This is a genomic window from Primorskyibacter aestuariivivens (assembly GCF_028023675.1).
Classification (GTDB): Bacteria; Pseudomonadota; Alphaproteobacteria; order Rhodobacterales; family Rhodobacteraceae; genus Marinovum; species Marinovum aestuariivivens.
On the sequence record NZ_JAQIOZ010000013.1, the window covers coordinates 77,708 to 101,813 of the forward strand.

Annotated in this window: 16 protein-coding genes; 5 read left to right on the forward strand and 11 right to left on the reverse strand. The window is 58.6% G+C overall.

The window, feature by feature from the left end:
- Positions 1-56: 56 nt before the first annotated feature.
- Positions 57-890, reverse strand: a complete 834-nt coding sequence (locus tag PGB28_RS14105) for a glycosyltransferase family 25 protein (RefSeq protein ID WP_271422161.1) — start codon at positions 888-890, stop codon at positions 57-59.
- A 293-nt stretch (positions 891-1,183) separates the two neighbouring features.
- On the opposite strand from PGB28_RS14105, the gene PGB28_RS14110 reads away from it, so the two are divergent.
- Positions 1,184-2,371 (forward strand): hypothetical protein, encoded by a 1,188-nt coding sequence (locus PGB28_RS14110; RefSeq protein ID WP_271422162.1) that lies wholly within the window; start codon positions 1,184-1,186, stop codon positions 2,369-2,371.
- A 65-nt stretch (positions 2,372-2,436) separates the two neighbouring features.
- On the opposite strand, the gene PGB28_RS14115 is transcribed toward PGB28_RS14110, so the two are convergent.
- Positions 2,437-5,022 (reverse strand): calcium-binding protein, encoded by a 2,586-nt coding sequence (locus tag PGB28_RS14115; RefSeq protein ID WP_271422163.1) that lies wholly within the window; start codon positions 5,020-5,022, stop codon positions 2,437-2,439.
- 281 nt (positions 5,023-5,303) lie between these two features.
- Here PGB28_RS14115 and glf point away from each other — a divergent pair, with 281 nt between their 5' ends.
- From glf to PGB28_RS14135, 4 genes are all read left to right on the forward strand, one after another.
- On the forward strand, positions 5,304-6,413 hold the full coding sequence (gene glf, locus PGB28_RS14120; RefSeq protein ID WP_271422164.1) for a UDP-galactopyranose mutase: 1,110 nt from the start codon (positions 5,304-5,306) through the stop codon (positions 6,411-6,413).
- Positions 6,414-6,548: 135 nt separating this feature from the next.
- A complete protein-coding gene (locus PGB28_RS14125) occupies positions 6,549-7,934 on the forward strand; it encodes a DUF1800 domain-containing protein (protein WP_271422165.1) in 1,386 nt (461 codons plus the stop codon).
- A 5-nt stretch (positions 7,935-7,939) separates the two neighbouring features.
- Complete coding sequence (locus PGB28_RS14130; RefSeq protein WP_271422166.1) at positions 7,940-9,196, forward strand: DUF1501 domain-containing protein; 1,257 nt, start codon at positions 7,940-7,942, stop codon at positions 9,194-9,196.
- Between the two features lie 84 nt (positions 9,197-9,280).
- Complete coding sequence (locus PGB28_RS14135) at positions 9,281-10,408, forward strand: DUF2793 domain-containing protein (RefSeq protein WP_271422167.1); 1,128 nt, start codon at positions 9,281-9,283, stop codon at positions 10,406-10,408.
- 78 nt (positions 10,409-10,486) lie between these two features.
- Here PGB28_RS14135 and PGB28_RS14140 read toward each other — a convergent pair whose 3' ends face one another.
- The 9 genes from PGB28_RS14140 to PGB28_RS14180 form a co-directional block, all read right to left on the reverse strand.
- Positions 10,487-11,926 (reverse strand): mannose-1-phosphate guanylyltransferase/mannose-6-phosphate isomerase, encoded by a 1,440-nt coding sequence (locus PGB28_RS14140; protein WP_271422168.1) that lies wholly within the window; start codon positions 11,924-11,926, stop codon positions 10,487-10,489.
- 140 nt (positions 11,927-12,066) lie between these two features.
- A complete protein-coding gene (gene fcl, locus PGB28_RS14145; RefSeq protein WP_271422169.1) occupies positions 12,067-13,038 on the reverse strand; it encodes a GDP-L-fucose synthase in 972 nt (323 codons plus the stop codon).
- Positions 13,039-13,156: 118 nt separating this feature from the next.
- Positions 13,157-13,894, reverse strand: a complete 738-nt coding sequence (locus PGB28_RS14150) for a sulfotransferase domain-containing protein (protein ID WP_271422170.1) — start codon at positions 13,892-13,894, stop codon at positions 13,157-13,159.
- Between the two features lie 11 nt (positions 13,895-13,905).
- Positions 13,906-15,027 (reverse strand): GDP-mannose 4,6-dehydratase, encoded by a 1,122-nt coding sequence (gmd, locus tag PGB28_RS14155; RefSeq protein WP_271422171.1) that lies wholly within the window; start codon positions 15,025-15,027, stop codon positions 13,906-13,908.
- A gap of 157 nt (positions 15,028-15,184) precedes the next feature.
- Positions 15,185-17,485: a glycosyltransferase gene (locus tag PGB28_RS14160; RefSeq protein ID WP_271422172.1), complete on the reverse strand. Its 2,301-nt coding sequence runs from the start codon at positions 17,483-17,485 to the stop codon at positions 15,185-15,187.
- 120 nt (positions 17,486-17,605) lie between these two features.
- On the reverse strand, positions 17,606-18,493 hold the full coding sequence (locus PGB28_RS14165; protein ID WP_271422173.1) for a sulfotransferase: 888 nt from the start codon (positions 18,491-18,493) through the stop codon (positions 17,606-17,608).
- An 81-nt stretch (positions 18,494-18,574) separates the two neighbouring features.
- The gene (locus PGB28_RS14170) at positions 18,575-21,928 is read right to left on the reverse strand and encodes a glycosyltransferase (protein WP_271422174.1); all 3,354 of its coding nucleotides are present in this window, start codon (positions 21,926-21,928) and stop codon (positions 18,575-18,577) included.
- Between the two features lie 113 nt (positions 21,929-22,041).
- Positions 22,042-22,782, reverse strand: coding sequence for a phosphoadenylyl-sulfate reductase (locus tag PGB28_RS14175; RefSeq protein ID WP_271422175.1), 741 nt, complete (start codon positions 22,780-22,782; stop codon positions 22,042-22,044).
- Between the two features lie 140 nt (positions 22,783-22,922).
- Positions 22,923-24,086, reverse strand: a complete 1,164-nt coding sequence (locus tag PGB28_RS14180) for an NAD-dependent epimerase/dehydratase family protein (protein ID WP_271422176.1) — start codon at positions 24,084-24,086, stop codon at positions 22,923-22,925.
- Positions 24,087-24,106: the final 20 nt, after the last annotated feature.

The window sequence follows — 24,106 nt, forward strand, 5'->3', positions numbered from 1 at the left end:
ACGAGCATATCGGCGGCGTCCAGTCTGATCGTTTCGAGTGTGGCGGTTTTTCGCGCTCAGCCCCTGTTGAGCTTGAGGTGGGCCACGGTGCGCGAATGGCGTTCTGCACGGTCCAGAGCGTCTTGCGCCTCTTCTGCGAGCCCTTGCTGCTGCAGAAATTCGGCCCGGATGGGTTTGGGATGGATCAATGATTCAAACGCGCCCTTCGACCACGACAACTCCGATGCAAGCGGGGGAAACACGGTGAGTGCTTCCCCGGGTTTCGGCGCGATTTTGTGCATGAAGATGTCGACGGTGGTGTCGATTTTTTCAAACCGGTCCAGTAGCGCCCTGGCAAAAGCGGATGTGAGCGCGTGGCACGGGTTAGACATGCGCAATTCCCGGCCTATCCGAAAAGGTATGGCGCCGTCGTGCTCGTCATTTCGCGCCCATCCAAGTCGCAACAGACGCGGAACCCCAGGGGAGAGGTCCAGTTGCGCGGCATTTTTCGCATCAGCGAGCTTTCTCAGAACTTCGGGCCAATACGGGTTTAATTCGACGTCATCTTCGACCACCAGCGAGAATTGAGGTCTTGCTGAGACTTTTTTCCATAATTCCAGATAGGTCACAAAGGTTGCAATCTGTGCCGGAATCAAGACGTTGTTGCAATCGTCGCGCCCACAGGACAGCTTGCCACACCGAAAGCAGGGCGGATAGCTGTGTACCCGGTCCGAGCCGATAAAGTCGCGCACCCGCGGATCAGTCGCGTCGCAGGCATCGTGAAACGTAAAATCCTCTATTCCGGCCGCGTTGAGGTGTTTTGCAACATAAGTCCTGCGATCATGCGAGGCGGGCAGGCTGACGACATATACGTAATCAAAAATCGATCGAAAGGTGTCTGTCGTTGCCATCAAATCAAACCTGCATCGGATCCCTGCCGGGGGACGGGATACTATGAACCCGGCGCGAATTTCACCGCCTCTGTATGCGATGGTCCGCCCGAAACCAAGTCAATCCGGTTTCATACCCACTTTCGCAAGTGCTGTTTGCCAACGTTCTCAACCGGGCGTGGATGTGGAGTTCCGAAGTGACAACTTTGAGATTTCCGGTTTTTATGCTAACATCCAGCCAGTTCGCGCTTGCCATATTTTTGCGCCACCTTTTGTACCGTTAAACTAAACTTACTTATCGGGGAGTTGATAAATTGACGTTTATTTTCGGAAAACCCTTCTATACCAAGATGCTAGGGGCCAGTATAATTGCCCTCGCCGCGAGCGCAGCCCATGCAGATTTCGTTATCAACGACGATTTGATCGTCGATGGTTCGGCTTGTATCGGGTTCGATTGTGTAAACGGTGAAGCCTTTGGCTTCGATACGATCCGTCTCAAGGAAAACAACCTGCGGATTAAATTCGACGACACCTCAACTGCAGCCTCGTTTCCGCGCAACGACTGGCAACTGACCGCCAATGACAGCGCCAATGGTGGCGCGAGCAAATTCTCGATCGACGACATCTCCGGGTCCCGGACGCCGTTCACCATCGAAGCCAATGCGCGCAGTCATTCGCTGTATGTTGACGATGGTGGCCGGATCGGGAGCCGTACTTCGACACCGTCGACCGAGATTCACACCGTTGACGGCGACACGCCCACACTGCGCCTGCAACAGGATGGATCATCGGGCTTTGCCCCGCAGACATGGGACGTGGCGGGCAACGAGACCAACTTTTTCATCCGTGACGTGACCAACGGTTCGACTCTGCCCCTGCGTATCCGCCCCGGCGCGCCCTCCAGCGCTGTCTTTATCGATACGGACGGTGATGTGGGCCTTGGAACTGCAAGCCCGGATGCGCCGCTGGATGTTGAGGTTTCGGCGAATTTGAGCAATACCGAAGCTAATGTACTGATCAATAACACCAACGCAACTGCAGCGCAGCGCCTTATGATGGTGATGTCAAACAATGGCGGCGCGGAAGTACAGTTGGAGAACCGTGCTTCCGGTGTGAAATGGAACATCCGTAATGCAAACGGAGGTCCCAACTTCTTGATCAATGATCCTGACAGCCCGAACACTGAACTGACCTTGACAGCTGCGGGTGATTTGCTTCTAGAAGGCAATTTCATATCAAACGGAACCACGCTCAATGTCCCGGACTATGTGTTCGCCGACGATTACGAGTTAATGCCAATCACACAGGTAGCTGATTTTATAAAGGAAAACCGGCATCTGCCAAACATTCCATCGGCGGCTGAGATTAATGCCGGGCATCTTGATCTGACCCGGATGCAGCTTTCGCTACTGGAAAAGGTGGAGGAGCTGACCCTCTACACCATTGAACAGGATGCGCGCATCAATGAGCTCACGCGTGAGCTTGAGACTCTGCGCAACTGATCCTCGCACCAAAAACAATTGATGGGACCCGGCGCTTGACGGTGCCGGTTTTTTTGATGCGCGTGTTACACAAAGAAAAAGTCGTCCACTGTCAACGCGCCGGGAGCGATACCGACAATCAGGATGCTGCCGCCTTCGGGCAAGTCGATCAACGCGCCGTCAGGCGTTTGCAGTAAGTCCAGCGCAGCGAATGCCAGCCCCGGGGTGTTGATCTGAATATGATCGATGCCTTGTTCGAAATCCGTGATCCTGTCGTCGCCCGCGAGCGCGTTGAACACAAAGGTGTCGGCTCCATCCCCGCCAGCAAGCGTGTCGTGGCCCTTGCCACCCGAGAGCCGGTCATTGCCCGCCCCGCCAGAGAGGAGGTCGCTGCCGGTGCCGCCGGAAAGCAGGTCGTGTCCGGTCCCACCCGATAGCGTGTCACGCCCTCCACCCCCCGACAGGCTGTCGTTACCCGCGCCGCCACCAATTGCGTCATTGCCAAACCCCGCGGCCAGCACGTCATCGCCGTCCCCTCCGCCGATGACGTCATTGCCGTCACCACCGCTTGCAGTGTCATTGCCGGTTCCGCTCCAGATCACGTCGTGACCCGCGCCCGCGCCTAACACATCATGCCCTACACCGCTTGTCATTGTGTCGTTGCCGTCACCCGCCCCGAGCGTGTCATTGCCCAAACCGCCCCGCAAAAGGTCGTCATCCGCCCCGCCCCAGATCTGGTCATGACCGCCCGCACCGCCTAGGCTATCGGCCCCGCCGCCGCCGCTGATCACGTCGCCGCCAGCCCCGCCCCCCAGAACGTCGTTGCCTGTTCCGCCTTCAAGCGTATCGCCGCCAAGCCCACCCCAAAGCGTGTCATGGCCGGAACCACCTCCCAGCATGTCATTCCCGTCACCGCCGATGAGCATATCGTTGCCATTGCCGCCCCCGAGCAAGTCGTTGCCCAGTTCGCCCCGCAAGAGATCAAACCCGTCGCCGCCCCAGAGTTGATCATCGCCTTCGGCCCCGGCCAAGGTGTCAGCACCGGAGCCACCACTCATGACGTCGTCAGTGGCGGAGCCAATGATCAAGTCATTCCCTGCAGTTCCGGAAATCACGCCTCCACCGGACGGCGGTAGAGGTGGCGGGGGGGGTGGCACTGTGATTGGGCCCAATGGCACGCGATCGGCCCAGGTGAAGCCGGGACCGGTGCCAAACAGGTCCGCCAGGGTAAGCGGTGCGCCATTGGCCGCTGTGACATCCACCACCGTATCGCCGAAACTCAGCCGCGCGCCATTTGCCGTAGTGGTAAAGCCAAGCTGCCCCACGGAGCGCAGCATGGGAAAATCCGACAGGTCCAGCACATCCTCGCCGGGGCGGAAGTCCAAAAGGTGATAGGTGCCTTGTGCGACGCTTAGTACAAATCGGTCCTGACCGATACCGCCTTGCAACGTCACCCCGGCATGTTCCGCAATCAGGATATCGTCCCCGGCGCCCCCGGAAAGGGTGGTGTTGCCGCTGGCCGCCTGCAAAAGGTCGTCTCCGGTCCCGCCAGACAGCAGGCCCGTTCCGCTTTGGAGGGCTGTCAGGGCAGACAGATCGATAGACAAGTGGTGGATGCCATGTTCCGTACCGCTGGTGACATAGATGCGCATCTCGTCGCCGATGACGGTGGCGGCGATGTCGGTGATGTTCATCAGCCCTGAGCCGCTACTATGGGCCACGGTGTCGAGATGCAGCAACCGTCCGTCCGGCAACAGGGTGAATAGGCTGAGCCCGTCATCCGCCCCGCCGACCACAACAAAGGCCCGGTTGTCGTGCTGCGCTACACCCATGGCGGTTACGCCGCCAAAACGGGTGGCAAGACCGTCGATTACATGGTCTGTGGGTTCAAGCGCGCCGCCTGATGTCAACCGCATCACCGAGAGTGAAGATGATCCCGCTGCACCAAGCAGAACAAAACTGTGCCCAAAGGCCTCGATCACCTCCATGGCCGTCGGCGTGGCAATGCCAAGGCCGGATGCCGCGCCTTGCTGATCCGTCTGGGTGAGCGCACCGCTGGTGGCGTCGATCCGGTAGCTCGTGATACCTTGGCTGCTGTCATCGGCGACAAGCAAATAGGCCTGACCTCCTAGATGAACCGTTTCCAGGTCCACGGACGGTCCGACGTCGATCTGGGCCGATGCCCCTATGAAAACGAGGTCCCCGGCAGCATTCGTGCTGTAACCGCTCAGCTCTCCCGTTCCCTGATCGGCGAGATACACGAAATCTGTGCCGCCAATGCTGACGTCGATTGTGGCGACGACCCGGTCCGTTCCGCTGCGCAGGCCGGTTGCGGTTTCTAGCGTCGTGATCTGACCGTTGGCATCAAGCGCGTAGCATAAAAGATCGGTACCTGCCTCGCCGCCTATGACGATCTGGTTCGTGCCGCCGACAGTGAGCCAACTGGCCAGCCCGTCCACTGCCTGGCTGATCCAACCGGGAAAATAGGCCCGGTCGGTCTCGACCGGAAGGTCGACGCCGTCAATGCGCCACGAGGTGATGCCGCCATGCGCACCCGTGGCCGCAAACAACTGAACACCGCCGCCCGGCAGAGTGATGATTTCCAAGTCCCGGATGTCACCATCCAGGGCGATGTCGCCCGTTGCGACATGCCCGTTTGATAAGATTTGCATGAGACCCCCGTGGTCACCTACCTTGGGGCAGGTTGAGCGAAATGAGAGGGCTGCACGCGGCGCGAAAATCAGGCGAAATCGCGCCCTTTACGACAGGTTTTCACAAAATACGAAGCGATGGGATGGCGGCTTTGTCACCGTAACATGCTGGCAGGAGCGCCGCGCCGATTGGCCGTCAACCATGCGAAACAGGTTGGTGGCTATGGAGAATCCTATGGTTTCACCCGCCCGCCAGTTGGGATACTGTCACCGCCGAGCAAGGTTATACAGGCAGGTCAGGCATGAAGATTCTAATCGTCGGGGCTGGGCTGTCCGGTGCGGTTGCGGGACGGGTCTTGGCCGAGGCCGGGCATCAAATCACGATTATCGAAAGCCGGCCCCATGTGGCAGGCAACTGTCATACCGAACGCTGTTCCGACACGGGCGTGCTTGTTCATGTCTATGGGCCGCATATTTTCCACACCGGCGACGCTGAGGTGTGGGATTACGTGAACCGCTTTGCCCGGTTCCGGCCCTACCGTCATCAGGTGATGTCTACAAGCCACGGCGCGGTCTATTCCTTGCCCATCAACCTGCATACCATCAACCAGTTCTTTGGCCGAACTTTCAGCCCCGAAGAGGCGCGGAGGTTCATCGAGGACAGCCAAGCCGACCGGTCGATCACCGATCCGCAAAGCTTTGAAGAGCAGGCGCTGCGCTTTGTTGGTCCGGCGCTATATGAGGCGTTTTTCAAAGGCTATACAGAGAAGCAATGGGGCTGTGCGCCAAGCGAACTGCCGGCCTCGATCCTCAAGCGCCTGCCGCTTCGGTTCAACTATGACACCAATTACTTTGCGCACCCCTTTCAGGGCATGCCCGAGGATGGCTACACGCCGATGGTTGAGGCGATACTCGATCATCCGGGGATCGACCTGCATCTGGAAACGCCTTTTGATGCGGACATGGCCGGGCGCGCCGATCACCTGATCTGGACCGGCCCGCTTGACATGTATTTCGGCGCCCGGTTGGGGCGGTTGGGATACCGGACACTGGATTTTGAGCGTTTTACCCATGATGGCGATTATCAGGGCTGCGCGGTCATGAACTACGGCGACGCGGATGTGCCCCATACCCGCGTCACTGAGCACAAGCATTTCGCGCCATGGGAGAGCCACGAGGGTTCCGTGCTATACCGCGAGACATCGCGCACCTGCGGGCCGGAGGATATTCCATATTACCCGATCCGGCTGGTGAAAGAGAAGGCAATGCTGGCGGAGTATGAGCAACTGGCCCGCGCTGAAGAAGGGGTCAGCTTTCTTGGGCGGCTGGGCACCTACCGCTATCTCGATATGGACGTGACGATCCGCGAAGCGCTGGATTTTGCTCGTGGTTTCGTGGCCGCATGGCGCTGACGAATTGTGCACGATGCCGACTGGCGTATTGCGTGTCGAGACCATTGGCTGACATCCGCCGTCATGACAAGCTTGTGCAATGTTTTTCCGTGTGCGCCGTGATAAGTAGCCAGCAGCACTTTCGGAGAACAGGTTTTGCGCTTTGATCCTGAATTAGCTGAGTTTCGGTTCGGGTACGGGCTGTCGCCAACGCTTCCGGCGCCTGCCGACGCGAGGCAAATGCTGCAGAGGCTCATGCTTGATGATGCCGCCGCCGAGCGCTTTGTCATCCCCGGGTTTTCGTCAGTTCTGGACCGAATGCAGGCAATAAACGCGCTGCGGCGCAAACGGCGCAAATCACAGAGTGACAAGGCCGCGGAGGATTTCCTACGCGAACGACGAAAACTGGTTCGTCAAATGCGCCGGGATCAGTTGATCTGGATGGGGGCGACATTTGCTAGGCGCGCCTGGACGCGAGACGCCTTTCGAGAGCGGTTGGTGGCATTTTGGGCGAACCACTTCACCGTCCGCGGCAAAGGCAGTGTCACCCCCTGGGCAGTGACACCCTATATTGAAAGCACCATTCGCCCGCACCTCACGGGGACGTTCTCGGATATTTTGAAAAGTGCGATCAAATCTCCCTTGATGCTGCAATATCTTGACCAACGAAGCTCGCGCGGGCCGGGAAGCGAGGCTGCGCAACGGATGGGCGGTCAAGCCGGTCTCAATGAAAATCTCGCGCGCGAGCTCCTTGAACTGCACACACTGGGTGTTGACGGACCATATACACAAACGGATGTGCGTGAACTGGCCGAGCTTTTGACGGGCCTCACGTTTCACCCCTCCAAGGGAACGCGTTTCAACAAAAAGGCCGTTGAACCCGGCTTTGAAACCGTTCTGGGCAAGCGCTATGGCGGGGATCCAGGCGATATGGCAGACATAGACGCGGTGCTCGAAGATCTCGCCGTTCATCCCGCAACGGCCAAGCACATCGGGCGCAAGCTGGCGGTGCATTTTGTGTCCGACACACCCTCACCGGACCTTGTCGAGGCGTTGCAACAAAGCTTTTCCGAGACCGGTGGCGATCTCATAGCGCTCTATGAAACATTGCTGTACCACCCGTCCTCATGGGACCCTTCCGCTGGCAATATCCGTCCGCCGCTGGACTGGGTTTCGGCAGTAATCCGCGCTCTTGCCGTACCGCCCGCAAGACTAACCCCTGCCAAGAACGATACCTTTTTCAACAGACTGCCCGAGGCGCTGGCTCGCATGGGGCAGCCATACGAGCAACCACCCGGACCTGACGGTTGGCCGGAAGAGGACGCAGGTTGGTTGACTCCGCAAGCTCTGGCTGCACGGCTGCAGTGGGCAATTGGCGCACCGCAATTGATGGGTGGAGATTTGCCGGACCCTCGGGTCTTTGTGAATACGGCCCTTGGTACGCGGGTCCATGAGCGATTGCGATTTGCAGCCCATGCCGCCGAAACGCGCGCCGATGGCATAGGGCTGATCCTCGTGTCGCCGGAATTTCTGAGGAGTTGACGGAAATGACGCTAAGCCGCCGTTCGGTCCTGTTAAAGTCTCTGGCTCTTGGCTGCACGGCAGCCGCCAGCCCGTTTGTTACGCCTGTCAGTTTCGCGTCGGCACCGTGGGACAATCGGTTGGTGGTCATTTTGTTACGTGGCGGTATGGACGGATTGGATGTCGTACGGCCCGTAGGCGATAGGGATTTTGCACGTCTTCGCAGTGGCACCGGAGATAATCATGCCGAGCAATCTGTCGATCTTGATGGCTTCTTCGCAGCCCATCCCAGTGTGAATTCGCTGATGCCCCTTTGGTCGGCTGAAGAATTGGGGTTTGTCCATGCCGTTTCCACTCCGTACCGGGGAAAACGCAGCCACTTTGATGGCCAGGACATGCTGGAAGCCGGAACGGGTCAAGCGGTCGGCAGCCGCCTGCGCAACGGTTGGCTTAATCGTCTCCTGCAAGTCGTTGGAGTTGAGGATGCCCAGACTGCCTTTGCTTTGGGGCATGACAACCAGATCGTGCTGTCCGGACAGGCCCCTTACTCCAGATGGTCGCCAGATGCGAATTTAAACGTATCACCGCAAACCATGGCGCTGGCCAAATCGATTATGTCCGGCGATCCGATGTTGGCTTCGGCACTTGAGCAGGCGCAGGAGCTTGCAATGGGTGAACTGTCCGGAGCGGTGGTGCCAGAGATTGATGAAAATGGGCGACCTGTCGGACGCGAGCCAGGCATGAATGGTAGTATGGACATGCAGGCTGCGCGCCCCAAGCTAGACAGCTCCGGGCATGTGGCTTTGGCGCGCTATGCTGGATGGCAACTGTCGGGCAGCGCACGGATCGCTGCGTTTTCTCTCAACGGTTGGGACACGCATCGCCGCCAGGACGTCGCATTACCTCGTTCGGTAACGAAACTTGCTGATATCCTGATTGCGCTGAAAGAAGAGTTGGGACCGATTTGGGATAGAACAGCGGTTCTGGCTGTCACGGAATTCGGGCGTACAGTGCGACTAAACGGAACCAAGGGAACGGATCATGGCACCGGTGGCGCGATGTTGTTCGCGGGGGGGGCTTTGAACGGCGGGCGCGTGGTGAGCGACTGGCCGGGGCTGGCCGAGCGCGATCTCTACGAGGGGCGTGACCTGATGCCGACGCGTGATTTGCGCGCCCATGCGGCATGGGTCATTCGGGACCTGTTCGGTCTGTCCGTGGATGATCTGGAAAGGAGCGTCTTCCCTGGGCTTGATATGGGGCCGCGGTCCGGGTTGTTGATCTGACCGCGTATCACCGTACGCTGTAGTCAGATTAAGGAAATCTTACGCAGATAGTGTTTCGGAAATTCCATTCCGAAAGGGCACCCCATGTCGCAATCCGAACGCTTGTCGCTGCCATATCTGCAACCGTCTCAGGCGCAAAAGCACGTCACCCATAATGAGGCATTGCAGCGCCTCGACATCCTTGTGCAGCTGGCCGCCGAAGAGTTTAACGCCATAACGCCGCCTGCGCTGCCGGTTGACGGGGCAATCTACGCGTTGGGAGCGGCTCCGACCGGGGATTGGGCCGGGCATGGCGATGAACTTGCGGCCTGGTCCGGGAATGGCTGGATCTTCATTGTTCCGCAGGAAGGGTGGCAGGCGCTGGATAAATCCAACGGTGTGCTGAAATTGCGTACCGACACTGGATGGGAAGACCTCCTGAGTACCGAGTTGAACAATCTGGTCGGGGTGGGCGTCAATACCAGCCACGACAGCACCAATCGTTTGTCGGTCTCGGCGCCAGCGACGCTGTTGAACCACGAAGGGGCGGGGCATCAGCTCAAGCTCAACAAGGCATTGGCCACGGATACGGGGAGCCTGTTGTTTCAGACGGCTTGGTCTGGCCGGGCCGAGATGGGTACGACAGGAAGCGACGATTTCGCCATCAAGGTCAGTGCGGACGGGGCGTCCTGGACAACAGCGCTGAGCTTTGATTCAGGCAACGCGACGGTGTCCGGAGGGGCGGTGCAGCAGGATGCGCAGGACGTGACGCCGGGGCGGTTGGCGCGTGCGGATTACGCCTATGGCCCCGGCAACCTTCTGAATGCGGTGTCGCAGGCCGGCGGTGTGCCCAATGGCGGGGTGATCGAACGGGGCAGCAATGCCAATGGCGAATTCGTCCGCTTTGCCGACGGCACCCAGTTCTGTTGGGTCACGGGGGTCAACATGGGGTCGATCCTTGCGACCGGGAATGGCACATGGGCCAACCCGTACCGGACCAATGCTGTTTCGCTTAACTGGCCGGTTGCCTTTGTTCAGTCACCGGCGGCATCGCTGAGTTTTGGACCGAGCATTCAGGGGGGCGTTCCGCTGGAAGCGCGGGGGCTTCTGCTCAACGGCTATGAGCCGCCGGAGGCAACAGGCTGGGAGTACATCCGCGTGTCCCGTATGGGGGACAGCAATTTCGATGTCGATATCATCCTCTCGGCGATGGCCGTCGGACGCTGGTTCTGACCAGTCCGGAAGCTGCGAGCCCGGCAGACGCGCCGGGCTTCGCATATGCGGGGTGTCAATCGCTGACTGAACTCGTGGTCAGCCCTTGGCACCTTGCCCACGGGCATAGACGTCTTCGTAGCGGATGATGTCATCCTCGCCCAGATAGGCGCCGGTCTGCACCTCGATCAGAACCATGGGGAGCTTGCCCGGATTCTCCATGCGGTGCACGGCCCCCAGCGGGATATAGACCGACTGGTTCTCGGTCACGAGTTTGACTTCGTCATCCACGGTCACCCGCGCGGTGCCTTCGACCACGATCCAGTGCTCTGAGCGGTGATGATGGCTTTGCAGGCTGAGCGCCGCGCCGGGATGAACGTGAATGCGTTTCACCTGAAACCGGCCGCCCACGACAAGGCTTTCGTACCAGCCCCATGGCCGATAGTCGCGCGGCAGCGTCTCGGCCTGTACGGCGCCCTTTTCCTTGAGCGCGTTGACTGCCTTTTTGACGTCCTGTGCCCGGTCCTTGTGGGCCACGAGAACCGCGTCGGGCATGGCGACGGCGATGATATCCGTCAGCCCGATTCCCACGAGTTCCTGGCTGCCATCCTCGGCGCGCAACAACGTGCCGTCGCAATCCAGCGCAGTTGCCGGACCAGAGGTGACCACGCCTTTGTCATCCGGTTCGCCGTCGCGCCAGACCGCATCCCATCCGCCAAGATCGGACCACGCTCCGCCATACGGGACGACGGACAGATTATCGGCGCGTTCCATGACCGCGTAGTCGATCGAGATGTCCTCAAGCGCGCTCCAGGGATCTGGTGCAAGTCGGGTAAAGCCCAGATCGCTTTCGGCCTCGTCCAAAGCCGCGCGCACACCGGCAAGGATGTCAGGCGCGTGTTGTTCAAAAGCGGCGATCAATGCGGTTGTGGAGAACAGGAAAATACCCGCATTCCACAAATGCATGCCGTCGGCCAATAGCGCTTCGGCCTGTGCCGCGTCCGGTTTTTCGACGAAACTGGCAAGCTTTTGCGGCACGGGGGCGAAATCCGCGCCCGGTGCTGCCGTGAGTTCCAGCCAGCCATAGCCGGTTTCGGCATGGGTCGGCGCAATGCCAAAGGTGACAAGCTGACCATCGCGTGCCGCGTCGGCGGCGGCCATCACCGCTTCGCGGAAGCGGTCGGTGTCCGGGATCACGTGATCGGAAGGGGCCACCAGCATCAATGCGCCGGGCGCGCGCGCCTCAAGCGCCAAGGCACCGGCCAGAACCGCGGGGGCGGTGTTGCGCCCTTCGGGTTCGATCAGGGTTGCGGCCGCGGCGATTTCGACACCGGCCAGTTGCTCGGTCACAATAAACCGGAAATCCGAACCGGTAATCACCATCGGGGAGTCGTAGCCGGGCCCCGACAGTCGCCTGGCCGAGGCCTGAAACAGGCTCTCGTCGCCGGTCAGGTTGGTAAATTGCTTGGGATAGGATTTACGGCTGAGCGGCCAGAGCCGGGTGCCAGAACCGCCACAAAGGAGCAGGGGGGTAATCATGGAAGAAACTCCAGACGTCATAAAGAAAACTCTCCGATCAAATGGTCAAATTCCGCGGCCAAGGTCAACATTGGCTATTATTGCTCAACGGCCCCATTCCGCCCCAGTGGTCCTTCCGGTCTCAGCCAGACCGTCATCGATTATGTACGGATCGCGCTGCTGTCCTGATCGAGGAACCAGCGATACGTGCCTTCGATCCCCTCTTCGAGCCCAACGGTGGCTGTCCAGCCCATGTCCGCCAAGCGGCTGACATCCATCAGCTTGCGCATCGTGCCATCCGGCTTGGACGGGTCGGTGGTGATGCGGCCCTTGAAACCTGTGACACGGGCAACCAACTGAGCCAGTTCGAGAATCGACAAATCGGTGCCGGAACCCACGTTGATATGGCTCAGCATAGGTTCGGTATTGGCGTCATATGTGGCCTTGTCGAGTTCCATCACGAAAAGAGACGCCTCGGCCATATCGTCCACATGCAGAAATTCCCGCATCGGCTTGCCCGAGCCCCAGATCGTGACCTCGTCCAGCCCGTCGCGGGCCGCCTCGTGGAACCGCCGGATCAGCGCGGGCAGCACGTGGGAGTTTTCGGGGTGGAAATTGTCACCGGGTCCATAAAGGTTGGTCGGCATGACCGAGCGGTAGTCAACGCCGTGCTGGCGGTTATAGCTTTCGCAGAGCTTGATCCCGGCAATCTTGGCCACCGCATAGGGTTCGTTGGTCGGCTCCAGCGTGCCGGTCAGCAGCGCATCCTCGCGCATCGGCTGCGGAACCGCTTTGGGATAGATGCAGGAGGATCCAAGCTGCAAGAGCCGCGTGACACCATTGGCAAAGGCCTGATGGATCACGTTGCATTCGATCATCAGGTTTTCGTAAATGAAATCTGCCGGGTAGGTGTTGTTGGCATGGATGCCGCCCACCTTGGCCGCGGCAAGGATGACCGCGTCAGGCTTCTGCTCTGCCATGAAGGCCGCGACATCTGCCTGGTTGGTCAGGTCAAGCTCGGATGAGGTGCGGGTGATTAACTCCAAATCCTCTCCGGCGTCCTTACGAGCCTGAAGCCTGCGCAGAATTGCGCCGCCAACCATGCCGCGATGGCCTGCGATATAAATCTTCATTGTCGTCCTAAACTCCTTGATACCTCGAACTGCCTCGCCATCCCGTTTTGCGGTGCTGCCGCGGCGGCGATGCGGTAAGTAAGCGACACGCGGTCTGGATCGGAAGAGTGTCTATCGGTTACTCGGCGTAACCAAATGCCTCTAACGCGGGCCGCAAGATTTCATTGAGTTGCCCGATGGTGTTTTCATCTAGTTTCCGCTTGTGGTCGCCCGGTGTGACCTGACGTTTATGTCGTTTGGCATCTTCTGAGGTGACAGAAAAATCGATCTTCGCCCCTAGCTTGTCCCTAAGGTTTTGGTCTACAGGAAGTCCGATCCAATCCGAAATACGCTTCAGCCACGTCTCCGTATCCAGAACCATTTCTTCGTATGCCAGCAACAGCGTGTCAGGATATTCGTTGATGATTTTTTCCAGTTTCTGGCAACGCATGAGATAGTTAGGAGCAGTCCGCAAAACAAACTCCGTGATGTCCAGTTCCTTTACACCACGCATGCGTTCTTCGTGTATCGCGCGTTTCGTAGGATCCTTCGGCGGTACATGGCTACCCTTGTATGAAAAGTAGGCCGATGTCAGACAGTCCCTTGGATCGCGCATCTGCACGAGAACCCGAAATTCTTTCAGAAACCCAAGATCATGCGTGCCCGGATTGCGCGCCATCCCATAATAAACGCCTTGCCGGTCCATTTGCGGCTCGTAGTCGCTGAAGTATTCCGGCTCGGAAAGAGGCGACGCACTGACTTTGTTGGCAACCCGATCGATCTTGTATCCCAACGTCTCATAAAAGTCGGTCAGGATCAGATCGGTGATGCTGCTTCCTGCTTTGTGCATGGACACAGAGATGGCGCTTTGAGGCATAACCGTTTCCTTTAGTTTTCAAGGCTGACCGGCATCTCCATGCCATGCTCTTTCAACAGCGCGTGGCGTTTGGCGGTCTTGAGATCTTCGGCCACCATTTCGGCGCACATTTCCTGCGTCGTGATCTCGGGCACCCAGCCCAGATTCGCCTTGGCCTTGGCCGGATCGCCCAGCAGCGTCTCGACCTCGGCAGGGCGGAAATAGCGCGGATCAATGCGCATGATCACGTCACCCACCTTGAGCGCCGGGGCATTGTCGCCCTCGATCGCCGCGACGGTGGCGATCTCGTCGATGCCGTCGCCGGTGAATTCCAGCGTGATCCCCAGCTCGGCCGCCGACCAGGTGATGAATTCGCGCACCGAATACTGCACGCCTGTGGCGATGACGAAATCATCCGGCGTGTCCTGTTGCAGCATCATCCACTGCATACGCACATAGTCCTTGGCGTGGCCCCAGTCGCGCAGCGCGTCGATATTGCCCATATAGAGGCAATCTTCGAGCCCCTGGGCGATATTGGCCAGGCCACGGGTGATCTTGCGGGTCACAAAGGTCTCGCCGCGACGCGGGCTCTCATGATTGAACAGGATGCCGTTACAGGCATACATGCCATAGGCTTCGCGGTAATTCACCGTGATCCAATAGGCATACATCTTGGCCACCGCATAGGGGCTGCGCGGGTGGAACGGTGTGGTCTCTTTCTGCGGGGTTTCCTGCACCAGACCGTAAAGCTCCGAGGTCGATGCCTGGTAGAAGCGGGTCTTTTTCTCCAGCCCCAGAAAGCGGATCGCTTCCAGCAGGCGCAAGGTGCCGATGGCGTCCACATCGGCGGTGTATTCGGGGGCTTCGAACGACACGGCCACGTGGCTTTGCGCGCCCAGGTTATACACCTCGTCGGGCTGAACCTCTTGCAGGATGCGTGTCAGGTTCGACGTGTCGGTCAGATCGCCGTAATGCAGCGTCATCTTGGGGTTGGGCTCATGCGGATCCTGATAGATGTGGTCCACACGCTGGGTATTGAACAGCGAAGCGCGGCGCTTGATGCCGTGCACTTCATAGCCTTTTTTGAGCAAGAACTCGGCGAGGTAACTGCCATCTTGGCCTGTGATGCCAGTGATCAATGCACTTTTTGTCATAATGATTCCAGTTCGGCTGTAGTTTCGGTGAGCAGCGTCCGTCGACGTCTCAGCAAGGCTTGATGCCGGCAGGGACCGCACCGATGGAGAACGGGACACAACTCGTCATATCTCTTACAGTTCGATCTGTTCGTAACCAAGACACTCTTATCGGCTTCTAGGAGGTCTTTGCGGGAGATTCCAGCATGCTTTCATAGAGGGCAATATGACGTTGTGCTGCGCCATCGGGATCGTTATGCGCACGTGCTGCCCGGCGCGCGCGCCAGCTCCGCATCAGAGCGTCGGGGGACTCTGCGCCTTCCAGTGCCCAGGCGAGTCCACGGGTGAAATCCTCGATATCCTCTTGCCCAGCGATGTAGCCCGTGTCCTTGTGTACGACGATCTCGTGGGCATTGCCGATGTTGAACGCCACCACCGCAGTGCCGGACAGCATCGATTCTGCAACGGTCATTGGGCCGCTGTCTTCGCGCGATGGGCTGGCAAATACGTCCGCCGCGGCGAAAACCAGAGACAGGCGTTCGACTTCGGCCACGTGCCCCATGGAATGGGTGGGAATGTCAAACTCGACATCGTTCGCGCCGAACACGACGCCTTCGACATCCTTGGCCAGTCCGCGTTCTCTTAGCCGCTTGATGCTCGCCATCATCAAGTCCCCTCCTTTGCGGAGGTTTGTGACATTGTCCGCTCCGAACAAGATAAGTTTCTTGTCAAGCGGCAACCCTAGTTGCAGGCGAGCCGCCAGCTTGTTGGTGGGATGGAACCGGTCAACCGGCAGGGCGTTGGGGATGACATGGATAGGCAGGTCCCCCCAGAGCGAGCTTTTGCGGGCCCGCTCGGCCAGCCATTGCGACGGCGAAACGATCTGGAGGTCAGGCAGCTTTGTATAGGCGGCGCGTTTGACCTTCCAGTTCTGATGGGCCAGTTGCGATCCGTTCAAAAGCGGGCATTTCTGACAGTCCTTGGTGTATTTCTGGCACCCCTCGGAATAATGGCAGCCCCCTGTGTACGGGTTCATATCCGCTGGGGTCCAGACCACGGGCTTGTCGCCGCAGACTTCGGCAAGGTTTTCAAAGTCCAGAATACCCACCGGCCAGTGCAGGTGTATGACATCGGCCTCGTCGAAAATCTCCCTGTATTGGCGGAAATCAACGACTGTGCCCGTCTTGGAAAAGAACTCCCGGGCTCGCAGCCCCTTGGCATCATCGGTGGTGACAACGGCCCTGCGTCGCCATTCCTTGTGTACCTCGCGCCGTTCCATTTTCTCGGCGCCCGGGATGGACGCGGTGAGCTCGGTCACATGTGCATATGGGCTGTTCTGGAAAAGGCAGTATATCCGGGCATCCACGCCTGCCGCACGCAGCGCGGCGACCCGGCGCTGTGTGCCGATCCCGGCCCCACCATGGTCCGAGGTCACGAACGTGGCAACGCGAAGCCTCCGCTGGGTGCGCGGAGTGCGCAGGGGAAGCGACTTGCCGATGCCCGACTGGCGCAGTTTGTTCGGATCGAGTTTTGCGTATTTTTTGTTCTTCCGGCTCAACCGGTCCCGGACCATGTCTGCTGCGGCATGGCTGAGTTTGGGGTGGGCATATCGTTCAACCATCGCTTCCAGCTTTTCCGGCTCCAACTGCTCCAGAAAGGCGAGCCGTTCGATATCGGTCTCTTCTAGGAAGGGAAAATTGCGCTTGATGATGTTGCAGCGCTCAGCGCGCAGGCCATCAAGGTTCACCGTGGAGACACCGGTATCCCGGAAATTCATCAAGGCGCGCTGGATCTCGTGGTGGGTGAAGCCGATCTCGTAAAGTCTGGTGGTGAATTCCCGGTCGGCAATCACCTTATAGTTTAGGTTGAACGGACCGACACGGTTATAGATATCGCGCGACAGCAACATCGTTTCATGGCGCAATGGCATCATGAAAAACATGTTTCCGTCGAAGGAAAAGCTTGGTTGGAGGCGCAGGAATTTGCCATCTCCATCCACATAGTTGGCCAAGCCAGATACGAAATCAGCCTGGGTTTCTTCCTTGGCCTTCATCAGCGCTTCGACACAGTCCGGAACATACCAGTCGTCAGAGTTGAGAATGAGGATGTAATCCCCCTGTGCCAGTTCGAGGGCTTTGTTCATGGCCTGGTACAGGCCTGTGTCGGGCTCAGAGACGAAGTAGTCGATTTGCCCTTCGTACTTGCGCAAAATATTCAAAGTGTCGTCGGTCGAAGCGCCGTCGACGACCACATGTTCGATGTTTGCGTAAGTCTGTTTGCCTATAGAACTGATCGTTTGCTCAATGGTCGCCGCGGAGTTCCAGCAAACGGTCAGGATGCTGACCAAAGGCGAACCCGCATCCGAGCTGCGCGTTTTGCCACGAAGCCGTCGCCCACCTTCAGCTTGTCGATTGCCGGTTCGATCAGGATAAGTCGTGTAGCGACCGACAAAACGGTCCTTTTGATTTTGTGAAGACATAATCTTTAACGCTCAATCTATGCTAAAATTGGAATCAGCATATGCTGCTTATGCAAGAAAATGGTGTGAGGTACAGCGGCGACCTTAGTAGATGCGCCTCTCGGGTGGTACAACAGGTATTCAGGCATCCTGCGACCCTGTCGCAATGTTCCGCCAAGTCTGGAAATACGCGTTCACTTTCGGGTCGTCGAAGCTCTCGATCAAATTCTGGCAAAATGCGATATGGTCATCCGGAAGCTTTTTTACGGCGGCGCGTATGTCATCCTGAATATCTCCCAAATAGACGCTGCGATCGCTCGGAAAAATATCGTTGACGCCCGCGTCATCGAACATTTCAAAAACCGGCTGATCCAGCTTGGGTAATGGTACGGGTTTGTGTGCCCGCGCGGACTTGCGGCTGGCTTCAAGTCGCGAAATCACGCTTTCATCCACGTCATAGGCTTTTCCGGGCAGAAGATAGTCCGAAACGTCATCCAGCGCACCGCGCCAGTTTTGAGCCATCCTCACCTGCGGAAGTATCAGTGTGTTCGTATGCTCCGTCCGCGCCAGGATCTTCAGGACATGCATCATCTCCACGCCTGCAAAGACCCCCCGGCGCCCGTCCGGCCAGACATCATTCGGATCTTCGCTGCGGCGCCGGTATGAGCGTGCGCAAGCTCGATAGTTCCGGTACGTCATAATCGCCTTACGCGCTCCGGTTTCCGACATGATCCGATCAAAGAAATGCGAATACAGAGGCCACTTGTTGCCGTAGATCTCAATCGTATCCGGCGACCTGGAACGCAGAACTTCCATTGAGACTCGAATATTCTGCGGGACGTTGCCCGCTTTTTCCAGTCGCGCTTCTTCATCGAAAAAAGCCTTTGGCACGTCGATTTTGGAGTGGTCCATACGCGGCGTAAAAAACTCGGCACCGCAAAAAATGCGCTGATTGGCCCGGATCAGGTTCGTCAGCGCAGTGGTGCCCGAGCGGGCCAGTCCAAAGACAATGAAATCAAGTTTCCGCATTGCCTGTGTTACCTTGTACTGCGGGCCAGCCACGGGTCGCCGTTGAGGCGCCTGAACCTGTCCCGTTTGAGAGTTTGTTTGCTAATTGGCCACAGCCTGTTCCGACTGTCCCGGTTCTGTACCAGAATTGGTACCTGATAACGGGCCCTCCGTCATTGCGCGATAGAGCGCAACGTGGCCGGTCAATGTGATATCCGGATCGTGGGCGCGGCGTGTATCAACGTGGGCTGCGATCCCGCGCATGAGCGCGTTTTCCGCGTCGTCCGTTTCCCTTTTCAATGCCCAGGCCAAGCCTTCGGCGAAGTGTTCCGCATCCTCGTAGCGCGCGACAAAGCCGGTCTTGAGATGACGTACCAGATTGGGGACATTGCCGACAGGGAATGCCACCACTGGCGTACCTGAGAGCAGTGCTTCGGGCACGGTCTGGGGCGCATTGTCTTCACGAGAAGGGAAGGCGAACACATCCGCGGCGGCATAGACCAGCGACAGTTTTCTAGGGTCATCAATATAGCCCACGTTGTGCACGGGCAGCGGCAGGTCGAGCCGGTCCGCGCCAAAAAATACACCTTCTACACCGGTTGCCAAACCGCGACCGGCCAGGACCTTCATGGCTTCCACGAGGATATCACCGCCCTTGCGGCGGTTCGATAGGCTATCGGCTCCGAACGCCACGAGCTTGGCATCCAGCGGAAGACCCAACTCGCGCCGTGCGAGCAACTTGTTGATCGGGGTGAATTGATCAACCGGGATATAATTGGGAACGACATGAACCTCGCGCCCCTCAAAGATGCTGCTCTTTCGGGCGCAATCGGCCAGCCATGCCGAGGGGCAGACAATCTGCAGGTTTTTCAGCCGACTAATCGCGTCACGCTTGGTCTTCCATTGTTCGTGTGCCAACGGGTCCCCGTCGAGCAGTGGACAGTTCTGGCAGGCATTTCGATAACCGTCGCAGCCTTCGGCATAGTGGCACCCCCCGGTAAAGGCATTCATGTCATGCAAGGTCCAGACTACCGGTTTGTCACCCAGGATTTCGGGAAGGGCTTCAAAGTCCAGCATTCCCGAAATCCAGTGCAGATGCACGACATCGGCCTCTTTTAGACTTGAGTTCATCTCGGCGAGAGGCACCACGCTTCCGGTCTTGGAAAACATCTCGCGTGCTTTCAGTCCGGGCAGGTCATCCGGAGTGAGCACACCATGCTTGCGCCATACGTCCCTCAGCCCAGCATCATTGGGCAGGGTGGCGGCGGCTTCGGGGATCAATGGTGCTCGGTACGATTTCGGATGGCCACTGCCGGGGAAGACGCAGGCCAGCCGTGCGTCATGTCCGGACGCGCGCAGCAATTCCAGCAAACGCCGCGCGGCGATTCCGGCACCTCCCGTATCGGAAGTTGACAGGATTTCGATGCGTAGCGCTTCGCCCGTATCCGCGGCTTTGGCCTCGGCCGCTTTCTCGGCGGCAATGGCATCGGCCTGCCTGCGCAGACCGGTCTGGATGATCTCACGGAACTTGGGGTTCTTGCCGCGCGCGGCGTCGGCATTGCCAGCTTCGGCAAACGCTTCCTCCAAAGCGGCCCAGAACCCCCGGTATTCCTCGGGCGAACAGATTTTTTCAAGCGCGTCAAAAAACGGCACGTTCCAGTAGTCAAAGAGCAGGTGGTTGCCCTGTTCGCGATGGCCCGCCGCGTTCAGCGCGTGCCAGGCCCGACGTCGCCATTCAACCTCGTCCATCACTTTGCGCACCGTATAGGTGTTCATCGCGCTCTGGGCATTGGCGCGGTAGGTGTAGACCTCGGCATCAATGACGCTGATCGAACGCGCTGCCGCCAATGCCTGCACAAGGAAAATGCTGTCCTGACCCATCTTGAGGTCTTCGGGATAGAACACGCGGGTCGCAAAGTCGCGGCGGTAGAGATAGGACCAGTGCCCTTCGGTCGACCGCAGGAATTCGGGAGTTTCCGACACTGTGGTGTTGACGATATGCGGAGCGCCCGGTTCGACCATGCCCTTGCGCACGGCTTTCGATTCTTGCCCGAAAAGCAACTGTTCATGCCGGAACGCGCCGCGTGTCATGTCGCTGCCATAGCGATCGGCATGGATGACCAGCGTCTCAAGCGCGGTCTTGGGCAGGGTGTCGTCGGGGTCGATGTGAAAAATGTAGTCGCCACGCGCGGCCGCAATGCCCCGGTTGCGCGTGGACCCGAGACCCAGATTGACGGCGTTCTTCATCGCCCTGATACGCTGTTCACGCGCGGCGTAGGTGTCAATGACCGATTGGCTGTCATCGGGACTTTGATCGTTCAGGACAATGATCTCGAAATCCTGCAACGTCTGACCAAGAATCGCATCGAAACATTCGCCCAGTGTGTGCTGAGCGTTATACACCGGAAGAATGACGCTGACCCGGGGCGCGGGACCTTCGGGTGCGGGGGCCGGATCGGCGCGGCTCAGCACACGGGCCGGTGCGGCGCCGCGGTCAAAGGCAGCGGGGTTAATCGGGCTCCAGCCCCTTTGGCCAACAGCTTCAAGGCTCTTTGCATAGGCGAGTGCAGCGCTACGGAACGCGCCGGATTTATACTCGCGTGCGATGTCGCACAAAATTTGCGGGGTCAGGCTTTCCAACGCCATCAAGGCGTCGATGGCATCATCCGCCATACCGGGATAGCGCTCCACAAGCACGCGGCGGCGTTCAGCATGTAGTTTGTCGATGCGGGTGCTTGAGACCCCCGACATGCGGAAATTCAGCAAGGGGTCCTGCAACTCGAAATGCGAATACCCCTTCCAGTACAGGGACGCTGTCTTAACCCGGTCCGCGATGATCTGGTACGAGGTGTCGTACCCGCCCTCGCGCTCATACAGGTCGGCAGGGACCAACATCGTTTCGTGGCGCAGAGGCATGCGGAAATCCACACCAGCATCGAAGGGCGCACGGGGCTGGACGCGGATAAAGCTTCCGTCTTCGCGCATGTAATTGGCGCGCGCCGACACGAAATCCACGTCTGCGGTGCGATAGGCGTCCACCAGTTTTTCGACGCAGCGCGGCGTGTACCAGTCATCGGCATTAAGAAACAGGATGAAGTCTCCGCGCGCCAGTTCCAGGCCCTTGTTCATTGCCGGGTAAATGCCGTCATCGGGTTCAGAGAGCAGGTAGTCGATCTGGTCCTGGTCGCGCGCCAAGATGTCGAGCGTGCTGTCGGTCGATGCTCCGTCGAGCACAAGGTATTCGATATTATCGTAGCTTTGACCCAGAACCGATTTCACGGCCTGCTCGATGGTTGCGCCAGCATTCCAGCAGACCGTGATAACGGTTACCAGCGGGGCATTGGGCCGCGATGTGGAGAGGTCGTTCTTGGTCCGGCGTCCTGCTTCTACAAGACGTTTCCCGGTCAGATCCGGGTAGCGGAGGTGTTTCCCGACAAAGTTTCGTGTCTCAGCCATCGCAGCCGCGTCTCCTGTCGTCCGGTGGACATGCCCCGGTCTTGTAAAAGCCGCCCTACGCGAGGAGCAGGCCCTGGTGTTTCAAAGAACATTCGCCGGACCTTGGTGAACCTTTACCCGCCCGGGCGAACGATCTTTCCGTTTTCAAAATGTATACCGCACTCGGTTTTGTCGCTGTCCGCCCAGCGCCCGGAGCGAGCATCCTCGCCCGGCTTGACCGCGCGGGTACATGGTGCGCAGCCGATAGACAAGTAACCCTTAGCCTTGAGCGGGTGCTGCGGCAGGTCATGATCGCTGAAATACGCGTCCACGTCCTCCGGTGTCCAGTCAATCAGCGGATTGACCTTGATCCAGCGATCCTGGGTTTCGAACAGGTCCATGTCGCTGCGGGTTTCCGCCTGTCCGCGCTTGCGCCCGGTGATCCAGCAGTCGAGGCTTCGCAGTGCCGACAGCATCGGCTGGGTCTTGCGCACGTGACAGCACAGGTCGGGATTGCGGCTGTGCAGATCGCCCTTCGGGTCGTCGGCCTTGAGCTTGGCCGGGTGCGGCATAACCGTCTGGATGTTGCACAGGCCAATCCGTTCGACCAGCTGCTGCCGATAGGCGAGTGTCTCCGGGAAGTGTTTCCAGGTATCGAGAAAGATCACCGGGACATAGGGATCAATCCGACCGACCATGTGCAAAAGCACGGCGGCTTCTGTTCCGAAGGATGAGACAAGCCCGATACGACCGTGAAAATCGCTCCGGATGATGCGCCGCAGAACGTCTTTGGCGCTTTGGCCTTCATAGCGCTCTGAAAGCCCGCGTGCACGGTCGCGCAATTCGAGCCGGGCATTGGTTTCATAGGTCGTCATCTAAATCTCCCGGCATTTGCGGGGACGTTTTCTGAAAATATGAACCTCGCCAAGCCAGAACTCAGGCGGCCGGAGATCCGAAAATGGTAAAAGGTCAGGTCTGCCCGCATTTTGGGCAGACCCGATCACTATGGCTTGGCTTAGCGCCAGAGCGAAACGCAAGGAATCTTGGATTTGTCGCAGCGATCGGCGTATTTCGCGGCGATCTCTTTGACTTCCTGCACGATCCCTTCGGCACTTTCCAGACGGATGGGCTCGAGCCCCATGCCCAGGAAGCGGTCGTTGGCGACATGCAGATCGTTCTCGGCGGCCTCATTGCGCGGGTTGTCCACATAAGCCACTTCGGCGCCCATCATCTTGTGGATCATCTCGGCGAGGTCACGGACCCGGTGGGTTTCGGTCATCTGGTTGAGGATGTTCACGCGTTCGCCCGATTGCGGCGGGTTTTCCAGCGCCAGCTCGATGCAGCGGCATGTATCCTGAACGTGGATAAAGGCGCGGGTCTGACCACCGGTGCCGTGCACGGTCATCGGGTAGTTGACAGCGGCCTGCATGATGAAGCGGTTCAAAACGGTGCCATAGTCGCCGTCATAGTCGAAACGGTTGATCAGGCGATCATCCATCTTGGTCTCTTCGGTCTGCGTGCCCCAGACGATACCCTGATGCAGGTCGGTGATCTTCACGCCGTCGTTCTTGTTGTAGAAGTGGAAGAACAACTGATCCTGCGACTTGGTCATGTGGTAGATCGAACCGGGGTTGGTCGGGTACAGGATTTCCTGCTCGGACTCGCCCGCCGGGGTGTCGATTTTCACCTTCAGGTAACCTTCGGGGATCTTCATGCCGGCGGTGCCGTAGCCATAGACGCCCATGGTGCCAAGGTGGATCAGATGGATGTCCAGACCGGATTCAACGATGGCGGCCAGAACGTCATTAGTCGCGTTCAGGTTGTTGTTGACGGTGTAGCGCTTGTGGCTTGCCGATTTCATCGAATAGGGCGCGGCGCGCTGTTCGGCGAAGTGGATGATGGCATCCGGCTTTTCGTCCTGGATCAGCGTCAGAAGGCGGTGATAATGTTCACCAACGGTGAAGTTGTGGAACTTGATCTCGTTGCCGGTCAGCTCTTTCCACACCCGGATACGCTCGCCAATAGGGCGGATCGGTGTCAGGCTATCGACCTCAAGTTCAAGGTCGATTTCACGGCGCGAAAGGTTGTCGACGATGATGACGTCATGGCCGCGATTGGACAGATAAAGCGCATTGGGCCAGCCGCAGAAGCCGTCCCCACCCAGAATAATGACTTTCATTAGGAAACCCCGTTTGATGT